Here is a 14,749-nt window from a genome sequence, read left to right as displayed (position 1 = left end):
GGAACCAAGCGAAGACATTCGCGCGGTAGCTGGAAAAGCGTACAAATTTAGAGTGCCAGAAATACTGGGATGAATAGGGTACCGAGAAAAGTTTGACACAAACGATACACGAATAAACGTTGATTGGATGGCGTCTTAAGTGTATGATTAGGGTTGTATGATAATTAAACAACATATAGAGGTGTTTTTTAATGATCATAGGTTACGCGAGGGTGAGTTCCAAAAGTCAGAATCTTGAGAGGCAAGTTCATGATTTAAGGGAATTTGGTTGCGAGAAGATTTTTGAAGAAAAACAATCAGGGAAAAATTTTAAAGAGCGCCCTGTTTATAATGAAATGCGAAATAAATTGCGTTTTGGAGACGTTTTAGTTGTACACGATCTCAGCCGATTTGGCAGAAATAAAGAAGAGATTAAAAATGAATGGGCAGCCTTAATGAAAGAAGAAGTGGATATAGTTGTCTTGAAAATGCCAATTCTTGATACTAGGAAGTATAAAGACCTTGAAGGTGTCGGGCAGTTGGTATCTGAAATTGTTCTTTCGTTATTATCCTGGATGGTTGAAGAAGAACGAGAACGAATCCGCTCAGCCCAACGGGAAGGTATTATAATTGCCAAACAGCAAGGTAAATATAAAGGGAGAAAAAGAAAATATCATGTGAATGCTGTAGGAAAAGATAAAATTATTTATGATAAGATTGTTAAAGAATTGAAGGAAGGAACAAGCATTATGGATATTTATAGAGAGACAGGTGTAGCTCGAAGTACAATATATACCATTAAAAATGAACTTATGGATGTTGTTTAAGCCGTTTACTATAAAAGTGAAGGAAGAAGGAAGATGAATTTGAATCGTTAACTCACCTAATTGAACGGTTAGCTAAGATGCAACACTGTGAGATTAATTGATGTTGCGATCGTAAGATCCGGTCAATAGAAGCAATGCAATCATTAAAAATTTATTTGACAGAGGTATAAAGGTACATATCTTTAACAAGAGATTAGTCGAGAATACTGCAACTGATAAACTTATTTTAACTATTATTAGTGGATTCGCTGAGTTTGAAAGAGATATAATTGTCGAGCGTGCACAGAAGGGAAAGCGATTGCTAGAATACGTAATGAATACAGAGACAGCAAATAAAACATGCATTAGACTAATTAAAGATAAACTCATATAAATTACCAGTATAAGTAAGAGCACATTAATAAGAGAGTTAAAAGGAAATGCAAAAGCGACTAGATAATTAGTTCTAGAATTTGTTATTTTTTATAACATGCAATCATATATTTATCCTCGAAAGTTTAGGTGTCGATATAAAATTGTGTATCTATCGCGAAAAACCGATTCAAAAATTTTATTTTTTGTTCTAAACATAACAATATATTTTTAGTATACTAAAACAGAGAACAAAAGTTCGTTTCTAGAAAGGTGTAAAAATCATGCCAATTGAGAATTTGTATTCTGAAGCCTTTCCATCAAAAAGAAGTGGCAATTTATATTCTGCGTTTTCTTATCCAACCAAAATATCACCTGAAGTAATAGCTGTTTTTATAGCTTCCCACACTAATCCTGGAGATGTTGTTTTAGATACCTTTGCAGGTAGTGGGACAACTGGATTAGCAACATTATTATGTTCTAATCCTCCTGAAGAAGTTATTGATCTAGCAAAAAAGATGAACGCACCAGTAAAATGGGGACCAAGAAAGGCTGTATTATATGAAGTGAGTACTTTAGGTTCCTTTGTCTCTAAAACAATGTGCACACCTATTGACGAAGACTTATTCCTTTCTGAAGCTGAAAAATTAATAAAAAGAGTAGAGAAAAAAATTGGTTGGATGTATAAAACTATAGATCCTGAAGGAAATGAAGGTGTTATCAGGCATATTATATGGAGTGAAATTCTTAAATGTAACAACTGTGGTCATGAAGTTAGTTACTGGGATAATTCTGTTGGTTTTGATCCATTAGTGATTTCATCTAAGTTTGTATGTGACAGATGCGGATACACAGGAAAGACAAATGCTATAAAAAGGTCAGTAGAAGAATATTATGATCAGATCCTAAATAAAAAGACTGTGAGAAAGAAGAGGATTATAAAAAGAATATACGGTCAAACGGGAAATAAAAAATGGTTTAGAGATCCGGTTGATGAGGATTATCAATTATTATCAAAAATTGAGGATGTGCCCTATACTTCTTTTGTACCTGTAGAGAAAATAGAATGGGGCGACTTGTATCGGTCTGGATATCATTCTGGGATATCGCATATTCACCACTTTTATACCAATAGAAACCTTCATATAATATCAAATCTCTGGGAAATGATTAAGTACGCTCCCGAAAGTGTACGTGATGCACTTAGGTTTCTTGTTCTAAGTTATAATTCATCACATAGTACTTTAATGACTAGAGTGGTAGTCAAATCAAATCAAAAGGATTTTGTTATAACTGGAGCACAATCTGGAGTCTTATATATTAGCAATTTGCCTGTAGAGAAAAATATCTTGTTAGGTCTTAAAAGGAAAATAAAGACCATCTACAAGGCATTTAAAACTACTTCTGAGAGTAGGAGTACAGTTAATGTAATCAATCGAAGTAGTACAAATATGATTGATCTTAATAATCATTCAGTAAACTATGTTTTTACAGATCCACCATTTGGTGATTATATTCCCTATTCTGAGATAAATTATCTTAATGAAGTATGGTTAGGGCAAGTCACTAATAAAGAAGATGAAGCCATTGTGAGCGAGGCACAGAAAAAGAATGTTTACTCCTACCAATCTATGATGGAGAAGGTTTTTCGTGAAATAGCAAGGGTGCTTACTAATAAAGGAAATGCTACAGTAGTCTTTCATTCTTCAAGAGCCGACATATGGAGGGCACTCCAACGTGCTTATCAGAAAGCTGGATTAAAAGTTAAATTATCGAGTGTGTTGGATAAATTACAAGGGAGCTTTAAACAAGTTACATCTAATATAACTGTACAAGGAGATCCTTTATTATTACTTGAAAAAAAAGACACTGGGGTAAAAGAATTTAATTCAATCAATATTAGTGTGGAAGAACAAATTGAAAATATAATTAAGAAAATGAAAGTAAAGAATGAAGCAATAAAAAAGGAAAGGGTTTTTTCACGTTTTATAAACTTCTGCCTTGAAAACAATCTTGAAGTACCTTTAAATGCTTCGGAGTTTTACCAAATTGTCCATAGGATGGTGTAACTAGTGAATGTTGAAGAACAACACAGGAAAAAGATATTAGGACAATTTTTTTCAGGCAAGAAGCTAGGAAATCTGTTAGCCGCTTTTGCTTTTGAAAAAGATAAGGATGTTAGATCTATTATCGACCCAATGTGTGGCGTGGGTGATTTATTGAAGGCAGCGTGCAAACTAAATCCTTCAGCTGATTTGGTCGGGATTGATATTGACCCTAAAGTAATAACCCTAATAGAGGAAGACTTAAAAGAAAATAATAAAATTAAATTATTCAAGGGTAGTGCTTTTTCAAAAGAAATAATTAACCAACTACCTAACCATCAGTATGATTTAGTAATCACTAACCCTCCTTATGTAAGGTATCAATCTTTAAGTAAAAGAGTAGAAGATTTACCTACTTCTGAAGAAATAAGAAACAGTCTTTTAGAATTAATTCCGTTATTTAACCATCTCGAAGATAAGGATAAGGAAATTTTTAAATTAGTGACTAGAGCCTATTCTGGTTTGGCAGACTTGGCTGTTCCTTCTTGGATTTTGAGTTCTATGCTAACAAAAATCGGAGGCAAAATTGCAATAATAGTGCCGGAATCATGGTTGAATCGAGATTATGCTTACCCTATACATTATATATTATTAAAACTTTTCAATATTGAATATGTGATAGAAGACGTTGACAGAGTTTGGTTTAAAGAGGATGCTCAAGTAAAAACAAACTTAATTATTGCAAAAAGAATACCAAGAATAATGGATTTATGGAGTTATTATGATCAAAAAAGTTATTGCCATATTAGTATAAGCAATGAACATTCGGATAAGAACAGTATAGTAGGAAAAATATTTCCTAACCTTAATAATCCTGAATTAAAATTAGTGCATGAAATAAAAAAGGCAGCCTTCCAAGGAACAAAAGGATTATCTGTAAAAAGAATGAGATTTAGAGATGATTTAGAGAACTTTTGTATAAATTCCAGTAAAAAAAAATGGTTTAAATCTCTTGAACAAGAACATGATATTAGCATTAAATCAGTTGCTATTCCAAAGTCAATAAAAGATGAGATTTTAACAGCAAGTGAGGATTTTTGTTCATTAGAGGAATTGGGGGTAAGAATTGGCCAAGGATTAAGAACTGGAGCCAATAAATTCTTCTATGTAGATTGTATTTCCCAATCTGATGAAATAAGTGAAGTATTGCCAGATTCAAGCCTTTTTAGCAGTTCAATTTCTATACCTAATGATGCCCTCAGGGTAGCTATTCGTAAACAAAGCGAGTTACCAGAAGGTTATTGTATTGATATAGAGCAGCTGTCAGGAAGGGTTTTGATTTTAGATAGATACATACGTAATAGCGATTTAATTGGTAGGGAATATCAGAATTCATCAAGAAAGTTAATGTCTGATAATCTAGCGGATCATATCACAAATGCAGAAACAATAAATATAGGAAGTAGGGAGAAACCCAAATACCTTCCTCAATTATCTGCTGTATCCCCCAATATTAAAGCAATGAAAAATGGGGATCTAGACACAGCAGGTTTTTGGTATATGCTTCCGAAATTAACTAAAAGACATTTACCTGATATTTTTGTAGCAAGAGTAAATGGAAAAAAGCCAAAGTTTTATATGAATTCAAATCCTAAAGCTGTTGTTGATGCTAACTTTTCTACAATTTGGTTTGAGCATAATAAAAAACTAAATAACTTTTCTTTAATAGCATTATTAAATAGTGATTGGGTTTTGTTATGTTGTGAATTTATAGGCTCTATTATGGGAGCAGGAGCATTAAAATTAGAAGCTACTCATCTTAGAAAAATCCCTATTCCTAAATTAAGTATATTTGATTTAGAAAAATTATCTGAACTTGGTAAGAGGATAATTAAAGGATATAATGAGTTGGAAGAAATAAACAATCTTATCGCTAAGAACATTTTTAAGACTGAAAAAGGTTGTTCCATAGGCAAAACAAAAATTCGTCATTTGCTAAAAAGTAAATTAATGTACAGAACGAGAGGGGAATGAAATTTAAATGGAATTAAGTGAATGTAATCTGGATGAAGTAATATCTTTTGTGGAAAGAGCTATTTATTTGATTGACTTTAAAAATGCGAAGGAGGATGTTGTTCGCCACAATTTCACCTCCTATCTTTCAAGAATATTTCATCCCAAGCCCCCTTTTTGGGTCACCCAACACATTTCTGGGGGAGAATCACTTGCGAAGTTCGAAAAGGATGGGGTTGAAAGAAGAGGATTTATAGATAACTTAGTTGGTTTGACAGTAATAGAATATGAGAAAGACTTAAGAGTAACTGAAATATTTAATGAAGGCTTTGATCAAGTTAAAAAGTACTGTGCAGCAAAAATAAACGAAGGCGAGCCAAAGGATCTTGTAATTGGTATTCTTTCGGATTCAGTTCGTTGGTATGCATACAGGGTTTCAAAAGTAAACCTTGATAAAAAAAGGATCGGGGCAGACGACGTTACATTAGAAAAAATTGATGAAATTGAAGTACAACCGACAAAAGTGTCTGCAAAAAATCTCATTATTTTTCTGCAGACATATCTAGGTAGAGTAGGTGCTAGACCTCTAAATGCAAATTCACTTGCAGAAGATTTTGGCTTCGAAAGCCCATTCTCTCAAGACTATGTAAAGAATATTACTAGTCTAGTTCAGACAGCTGTTAATAGCAATGAAGAGTACGCCAAAGTTATTGCAAAATTATGGAGTAGGGTAGTTTCATTGACGCAATCAGAAGACCAATTTGATATTCAGACGTATAGTGATGAACTGTATATGGTGACGTTAGGTAAATTACTTTGTGCTAATATTATAGGACAAAAAGCCCTATTAAACTCTTCTGAAGAATTAATTTCCATCCTTACAGGTACATATTTTGAAAGAAAAGGGTTTACTAATTTTGTTGAGTATGACTATTTTGGGTGGCTTACTAATACCCCGTACATAGATGGACTTGTAGAAATAGCGAAAGATATACAAGAAAACCTAAGAGTATATGACTTTGAGCATGACTTTAAAGAGGATTTATTTGGGGAAATGTTTGCTCAACTATCTTATAGAACACAAAGAATTCTACTTGGGCAAGAATGGACCCCCCATTGGCTTGCTGAAAAAATGGTAAATAAACTAGTTGAATCATTAGAAGATAGAGAGTTACCTCAATTTGTTGATATGTGCTGTGGTTCTGGAGTAATGATTGTGGAAACTGTTAAACAATCGAAAAAACGAATAGAGGAACTCTTCCCTACAGTTGAAATAGAAGATAAAATAAGGAAATTATCTAACTCAATAACTGGATTTGACATAGATCCTTTAGCTGTAATTTTATCGAAAATAAGCTGGATAATAGCTGCAAAGGAATGGATAAGTCTTGCGGAGGGTTTAAAGGTTACCATCCCTGTATATCATGCTGATTCTTTGTTCGCAGTTACACCCCTTAATAAAATTGATGATGATTCTGATTTTTATGAAATAGAATTAGCAGATAATAGTATTGTTTTCCCCGAATTCATATTAAATCCTGAGAATACAGCACTTTTTGATGCAATAATAGATAAGGGATATAAGATTGCCTTGAATGATGAAAAGTTGACAATGGAATATGCAACAAACATGAGCAAAAGTATTGTAAAACGTGAAGCTGAAAGATTATCCCTATCTATAGAAACAGAGCAAGCAGATAAAGTAATAAACTTTCTGACCTCCTTCATTGAAGTTGTTAATAGATTACATATTGAAGGCAAGAATGGCATTTGGTCTTATATTCTTAAAAACAGCTATAGGCCAGGATTACTGTCAGGTCAATTTAATGGTCTTATTTCTAATCCGCCATGGTTAGCTTTAAGTAAATTAGGAAATAACCCCTATAAAGAAGTCCTTAAATCAAAAGCAAGGAATTTTAAAATCAATCCTCCTGGACCAGCATTCCCACACATTGAAATGGCAACAATTTTTCTGGTACATGGAGTAAAAAAATATTTGACGAATAATGCGATTGTAGCTTGTATTGTACCAGATTCAGTACTAAATGGTATGAATCATGAGCCATTTCGTAGAGAGGGCTATAATCACACTGAAAATCCAGTTGATCTTCATTTGAGTGAAATTTGGAAGATATCCAAACAAACTTTTAAAAATGAAGCAATTGTCTTAATAGGTAAAAAAGGTGGATCTTCTAACTGGGAATTAGAAGGAGATTTTAGTAAACTCCCAGCTAAAATAGTTGGTTCAAATTCAATGGAGGATATAATCCTTTATAACAATAAATTAGGAGATAGGACTGCTTGGGACGTAAATAAGATTATAAACACTGATGTAGTACAACACGCCGCTGACTTCCAACAAGGTGCAGATATAATGCCAAGAACGTTCTATTGCTTCGATGTGACTCCAATTAGGAAAGATTTATCAAAGGTTAAAAGTATCACATTAGATAGTGAGAAGTCTTATATCATTTCTGATGCGGGCACTGAAAAAGGTTTTAGAATTGAAGAATGCTATTTGGAAAACGATGTTATATTTGATGTATATACATCAAAACTTGTAACACCATACGATATTTCTAATCCAATAAAATCTGTATTACCAATAAGGAAGAGTATACAAAATACTTATGAACTAATTCCTTATGATGAAGTAACTATAAGAAATGATGATCTTAAATATGTCATAGATAAGATTGTTGAAAGAAAGCCAGGTTACGAAGGGAATTGGGAGAGGTTAAATGAGAGGAATAAGTTAGTTCGACAATCTCGCCTTCCTAACAATGGATTTTATATATTTGTAGGAACAAGTGGGAGTTATGTCTGTGGTGCTTATGAGAGTGCTGATGAACTTGATACAAATAAAATGATAGTTGATCAAACTTTAAATTGGGTTCATGTTAATTCAGAAGAAGAAGCTTTATATTTAACTGGCCTATTAAATAGTGATTCAATAAACTCTGCAATTAGTATTTTCCAACCTAGAGGTCAACAAGGGGCAAGACATATTCATTCACTTCCATATCAGGTTACACCAAAATATCATCCAGAAAATCCGCTACATCAGGAAGTTGTATCGATGACAAGAAAATTACTTGATGAATATAGGCATTATAAAAACAGAAACCCAGAATTTAGCAACTACTTGCATCCCCGGAATAGTACTTTACAAAAAAGAAGAACAACTGCAAGAGAACATATAAAGGCACTGACTAGTTATTCAGAGTATGAATTTGTTTGCAGTAAAATATATAATTTATCATAAGATCTTAAAGTCGCTATAAACGTACATTAACAACAAGTGAATTTTCAAAAGTAGTAACATTAAACTTCCAATTTAAAGGGCTTAGTAATTTGTATTTGGCATTTAAAAATTGCATCAAGTGGCAATTAAATATTTGAGCCTTTTTTCCAAGTTTCGATTCTATTATTGGCTGTTTGACATGGAGCCTCTGCGGATGCAATTCTCCATTAAGAGGCACCAGCAATGGATTTTAATGGTCTATCAGGATATCACATCCGCCACTCCAGGTAAAGCCGTGCTTTACCTAATTTCTATTGCTCAATTGCCAAACACTACATTTATTGATTGCCATCAACAAGTATTCTCAATAAGCCTTTTAGGGTAATATTGGGGTAAATCCATGAAAAAGTCGTAAAAAGGATGGGAAATGTTACTAACTGGACATATAAAATGGGAGTAAAAATTAAACTGTATAAGTGAGAGAGCGCGTACGGCTCTTACTTCGCAGTTTAGTTTTTTAATTGGTAGAATAAAAACAAATCGTGAGGTTGGTCTATTTGGGGAAATCAAAGCGTGATGCGAAATTCAGTGAGCTAGTGAACCAAATTCTAGAAAACTACCAACCAGGGCCTGTTGAAGGACATGCAGAATGCAGACTGGTACGGCAACTCTTCTTTCGAAATCTTCCCGTTTATATTAACTGCCAAAAAGTCAGTTTGTTAATGAATAGAAAATGTTGGCGATTAAAAATATTCACCGTATACTATAACAGGTTTTATAGTACTGGAGGATGAGGTCTTTATGATTGAAATTGAAGGTAAAGATATTAGTGAGTTAAGTGATAGTGATTTAAGATCACTTATCGGTCTTCTTTGTGAGGCAGAACTTCGGGCCAATGATTTACCAACTGCAGGTGTCACCTGGGGAGGTCATCAAAATGCTAAAGACGGAGGTATTGATGTCCGGTTGGAGCTAACAACTGTTATACATAATGATAGTTTCATCCCAAGGAAAGTAACCGTTTTTCAAGTGAAAAAGCCAGATATGCCTAGAAGTGCAATTCTAAATGAAATGTGTCCTGGTGGTGAGCTAAGGGAAGCTATTAAAGATTTAATTGAGGTTAAAGGAGCTTATATTATTGTAAGTAGTCAAGGTTCAACTGCTGATTCAACTTTGAAAAATCGAAAAGAGGCGATGCAGGAAGCTTTAAGTCAATATCCGGATGCTTCTGAAATCAAAGTAGACTTCTATGACCGTGAACGCATTGCGGGATGGGTTCGTAACCATCCTTCATTGGTGCTATGGGTCAGGGACAAAATTGGAAGACCGATTCAAGGCTGGAGATCTTACGGAAATTGGACAGGATCTCCTAACGGACCGAAAAACGAATACAAGCTTGATGATCATATTCGTTTGCAAGATAATACAAATCCCCGTTCAGGAGGATTCTCCGCTATAGAGGGGATTAATGAACTTCGGACTCGACTTAAACTTCCGGGTTCCTCTGTTCGATTGGTTGGGCTATCAGGTGTGGGAAAAACAAGGTTACTTCAAGCTTTATTTGATGAACGAATCGGAGAGAGTCCGTTAAATCAGTCCCGAGTGTTTTATACAGATATTAGTGATAGTCCTAATCCTGAACCCCGGAATTTTGCTGAACGTTTGATTGCTATGAGAATACCGTCCATTTTAGCAGTTGATAACTGTCCTCCAGAACTCCATAGAAGGTTAACTTCTGTATGTTCGGCTTCGGGCAGCTTGGTCAGTTTAGTAACAGTAGAATACGATGTTAGAGAAGATCAGCCTGAAGAAACTGATGTTTTTCGTTTAGAACCAGCCTCCAATGAAATTATTGAAAAAATTATCCTAGATAGGTTTGACTATATCAACCAAGTTGATGCCCGTAGTATTGCAGAATTTTCAGGTGGAAATGCACGTATCGCTATTGCTTTGGGTAATACAATAAGGCGTGGTGAAAGTGTATCAGATTTAAAGGATAATCAGCTTTTTAACAGGTTATTTCAACAGAGAAATGAACCAAATAATTCCCTACGAAGGACTGCAGAGGCTTGCTCTCTTGTGTATTCATTTGATAGCAGGACACAAGAAGGAGCAAATATAGAATTAAAACTTCTCAGTTCTTTAGCCAATTTGAGTATCCGCGAGGTATACGAAAACATTGTAGAACTAAAGCGGCGTGATCTTGTACAACAAAGAAGTGTATGGAGAGCTGTCCTACCTCATGCAATTGCAAATAGGCTTGCAAAGGAGGCATTAGAAAGAATACCGATCGATATAATTATGGATACCTTTGAAAAGGGGGGATCTGAAAGACTATTGAAATCATTTTCCCGAAGATTAAGCTATTTGCATGAGTGTGGGGCTTCAGTGCAAGTTTCTGAAAGGTGGCTAAGTGAAGGTGGCCTATTAGGGGATATCAGCCACTTAAATGAATTAGGTATAAGCTTGCTCGAAAATATTGCCCCTATAAATCCTCAGGTGACATTGTCTGCTATAGAAAGAGTTTCAATGAGGGAAAGTGCGGAAACGTTTTTTTCCCGCGAAAATGACCATTTTTCTAGATTTACAAGGCTACTTAGATCCTTGGCTTATGACAAAGACTTATTTGAACGTTCAGCAGAATTGCTATGTCAGTTTGCATTATCTGAAAGTCCAGATGAAAATTATGATTCAATACGGAGTTTACTCCGATCTTTATTTTATATTTATTTGTCTGGTACACATGCTACACCTGAACAAAGGATCAAAATAATTAAGAAATTGGTTGAATCGGATCATGAGGACCAAGTTGATTTAGGTATTTCTTTATTAGATGCTTCATTGGAGACCTGGCATTTTAGTTCTAGCTACAGTTTTGAATTCGGTGCACGTTCCAGAGATTATGGTTATTCTCCAGAGAATAAGAAAGAAATTCAAGATTGGTATAAGTTGTTTATTCAATTTACTGTATCTAAAGCGATCTCAAGGGATTCAGTTTCCCTTAAAGCAAAATCGCTTCTTTCTGACAAATTTAGAGGGTTATGGACAAAAGCAGGTATGTATAATGAGCTGGAAGAGGCAACAAAACAGATATTGGATAATGGTACTTGGAAAGAGGGCTGGCTGGCTGTAAAAACAACCAAGAGATATGATAGCGAGCATATGACCCAAGAGGTTATCTCTCGTTTGAAAAATTTGGAGGTAATACTTAGACCGACAACATTAACTGAAAAAGCTAGGCTGTATGCTCTTACTAGCCATCAAAATGCCTTTGATTTAGTTGAAACTGTGGAATATGAAGATGAAAAACTGGAAGCTGCTTTTCAACAAGCAGAAAATATTACTCGATCACTTGGGAAAGAGGTCGTTCAAAATGAAGATATTTTTTACGATTTATTACCTGACCTTTTAAGTTGTAATGGAGCAAGATTGTTTAGTTTTGGACAGGGTTTAGCAGAGGGATCTGACGATCTTGAAAAAGTGTGGCGGGATCTTAAGCAACAATTATCCGTTCTACAGGCCTCTGCGGCGAGGAATTTTCAGGTGGTTCGTGGATTTTTAAATGCTGTTTCAAATATAAACAAAGATCTTTATCAGCGGTTTCTTGATGAGGCTGTATTTGATCAAGTATTTGCTGAGGTATACCCAATGCTTCAAACCAGTAGTGAAATCAACAACTCAGATGTAGAACGACTTAAGAAGTCTCTTGAATATGGTTCAGCCTCTATATGGCAATACAGTAATTTAGCATATGGAAGGATTCACGAAACTATAGAAGATGATGACCTATGTGAATTGTTAAGGTTAATATCCCAAAAACCAGAAGGAAACGTAGTTGCAATAGAAATTTTGCATATGAGGCTTCATGGTTTTGACAAGGGTAAGTTAAGTGATATTATTGTTTCTACAGCCCAAAAATTACTTGCTGAATTCAAGTTTGATCAAAATTATCGTAATATGGATCACCTGGACTATGTAATAGCTGAAATTATCAAAGCTTGTCTTGGAGGTGAATCGGCAAAGGAAAGCGCAGTACAGATTTGTAATAATCTAAAACGGGTGTTATCAAGTTACTCAATTTATAGAGATTCCGATCATGTGTTACATGCTCTTGCAAAAATGCAACCCAATGTATTTCTCGATATATTTTTAGCAGGAGATGATGATGAAGTAATCGATCGTTTTGAAAATTTAGTCATACATGGTGTAAGAACATCTAGCAATCCAATATCCCAAATTAATGAGAATTTTATTATTCAGTGGTGTGAAGTTGATCCCAAGACGAGGTATCCAAAAGCTGCAACCGTCATAACTCCATTTAAAAAAGGAGATGACAAATCTTTAGAATGGACTGAACTCGCTCTAAACCTTTTGGATTATTCACCAGATCCAATATTAATTTTAAATGAATTTAAGTCTTCATTTAGACCAATGTCTTGGTCAGGTTCAAGGGCGGATATAATGCAAAACCGGTTGGGTTTAATATATAAATTAGAGAAACACAGTAATCCGATTGTTGCCGAGTGGGCAAGTAAGGAAAAAAGAACGTTCCAGGAAGAAATTCGTTCTGAGCGTAAGTGGGAGTCTGAATTAAACGAAAAACAAAATGAACGTTTTGAGTAATTATAAGATTTCATCGTAGGCTATTTGATCGGTTTAAGGCTCGTTTTTTGTTCTTGTTAACGATAAATCAGTTTTTAAATTTCTTGATCTCTTCTTGATGGTTAGATCAGATCACGTATAATGAAGTTCGCAAAAATAGAAAACAAGATTGAGGAACAGTTTTCAACATTTCAAGGAATAGTGCAGCATGAGAGTTTTAAGAAGGGTTTTGCCGATGGTATTAAGTTAATGGTGAGCTTAACTAAATAGCAGGTGGACAATGCTTTATCTTGGATAAGCTGTGCTATTTAAAATAAAAAGTTCTGTCCACACAATACATTGTGTGAGATTAAGCCAAAGGAGCTGAACGAATGAGTGAAATTCCAAGCGTGATCATTGGTTGCAGGGAATGTGAACGTGAAAATAAAGAAATGCGTTTTGCTCATGGCGTGATCCCCTTCCCGACAACCACCGCTTATAAAAAGAATGAATTGTTTAAACTTGAACAAGACTACACATGCCCGTTTTGCCAAGACATTTTAGAAATTACTCCGAAAATTATAAAGATGTGCCGAACCTTAATTGACGGATATTCACACATTGTGGCTCACCCTAAAGCAACGGAAATTACATCTCCTGACACAAATTGTTTCATCCCACATGACAGGTTATATCCTTCGCTTGAAGCCTTTTTTAAGGAGCACGGCTCTTTTGTGAAGGGGATCGATGGAAAATTGTTCAAAAACCCGAAAGAGGACTTGAAACTGATCCATGATGCAATGAACGATTTCGATACTGAAAAATGGTTACTCGTTATTGAGTGTGCTGGAAACCCAGAAGCTTATCTTTCGGACAGTACTCTTTGGTTCAATTTATTTGAAGATGATCTCTAGATAAATCATGCGCCTCTGTTCATTAAATCTTTTTTAGTTAATGTGAACTGTTGTGAAAGCTGATTCGAAGAGGTTTATGGGACTGAGTGACAAAGTCCAGGGGTCCTTCCCCTTTCCAGCCCCTTAAGTGCATTGATCAATCATTGCACTTGCTAAACCCAATCGCAGAAGGGCACTTTTTATATTTTTGATTATTTTTCGATGCATGACATTCATTCATCAAGAAATATTTCTGGAGGAGCAACAAAAACTAGCACAGAATAATGGAACTCCAAAAAATGAAGTTCCATAAAAATTCACTTATAAAATGAGGTCAGGGCAATTATTAGCTCATTGATGAGTGCGTTTTTGAAACAATTTTGTTGAGTCTTACACAGTGACCTCAAACTACCAACTGTAACAAAATAACACGAATAGGACTGTCTGAAGTCTTGAGTCTGAGCTCTTTAAACTCCTGATTGACCTACTAATTAGGTTGATGTTTGTTTATCCCATATTCCGCGCCTATTTTGAAGAGTAGACTCTTTTTTTTGCAGGAATTTCAACCCCGTTTATCAAAGGAGACGATAGACAAGTCTAACGGAGTGCTACGATGCAGAATCCCGTTCCAGAAATTCCTGCCATGCAAGTGCTCTGTATTGGAGCCATGCCTGTCATCAAACAACTGATTGATAACACGCATCTAATTGAGTGCATTGACCAACGTTCTCCGATCAAAAAGGAAGAATGCCATCTTTCCGTCAGTATAAGAATGGCCACTTTAATTCAAACTTCCTCCGATTTAACGACTGCATT

General features: G+C 35.0%; 7 protein-coding genes. All 7 read left to right on the top strand.

Annotated elements, in window-relative coordinates; all coding sequences use genetic code 11:
• Positions 1–191 precede the first annotated feature (191 nt).
• Positions 192–806 carry a recombinase family protein gene (locus tag IEW82_RS06660; RefSeq protein WP_188691096.1) on the top strand — a complete coding sequence of 205 codons (615 nt, stop codon included), beginning with the start codon at positions 192–194 and terminating at the stop codon, positions 804–806.
• A gap of 139 nt (positions 807–945) precedes the next feature.
• Positions 946–1,179: a recombinase family protein gene (locus tag IEW82_RS06655; RefSeq protein ID WP_308422134.1), complete on the top strand. Its 234-nt coding sequence runs from the start codon at positions 946–948 to the stop codon at positions 1,177–1,179.
• Positions 1,180–1,441: 262 nt separating this feature from the next.
• Complete coding sequence (locus IEW82_RS06650) at positions 1,442–3,226, top strand: DNA methyltransferase (protein WP_188691092.1); 1,785 nt, start codon at positions 1,442–1,444, stop codon at positions 3,224–3,226.
• A gap of 3 nt (positions 3,227–3,229) precedes the next feature.
• On the top strand, positions 3,230–5,236 hold the full coding sequence (locus tag IEW82_RS06645; protein WP_188691089.1) for an Eco57I restriction-modification methylase domain-containing protein: 2,007 nt from the start codon (positions 3,230–3,232) through the stop codon (positions 5,234–5,236).
• 7 nt (positions 5,237–5,243) lie between these two features.
• On the top strand, positions 5,244–8,480 hold the full coding sequence (locus tag IEW82_RS06640; protein ID WP_188691086.1) for an Eco57I restriction-modification methylase domain-containing protein: 3,237 nt from the start codon (positions 5,244–5,246) through the stop codon (positions 8,478–8,480).
• Between the two features lie 780 nt (positions 8,481–9,260).
• Positions 9,261–13,082: a hypothetical protein gene (locus IEW82_RS06635; RefSeq protein ID WP_188691082.1), complete on the top strand. Its 3,822-nt coding sequence runs from the start codon at positions 9,261–9,263 to the stop codon at positions 13,080–13,082.
• 350 nt (positions 13,083–13,432) lie between these two features.
• The gene (locus IEW82_RS06630; protein WP_188691079.1) at positions 13,433–13,954 is read left to right on the top strand and encodes a DsbA family protein; all 522 of its coding nucleotides are present in this window, start codon (positions 13,433–13,435) and stop codon (positions 13,952–13,954) included.
• The last annotated feature ends 795 nt before the right edge of the window (positions 13,955–14,749 follow it).

This window comes from Pullulanibacillus camelliae (assembly GCF_014642655.1).
Classification (GTDB): Bacteria; Bacillota; Bacilli; order Bacillales; family Sporolactobacillaceae; genus Pullulanibacillus; species Pullulanibacillus camelliae.
This window is presented reverse-complemented; position numbering and strand designations above follow the sequence as displayed.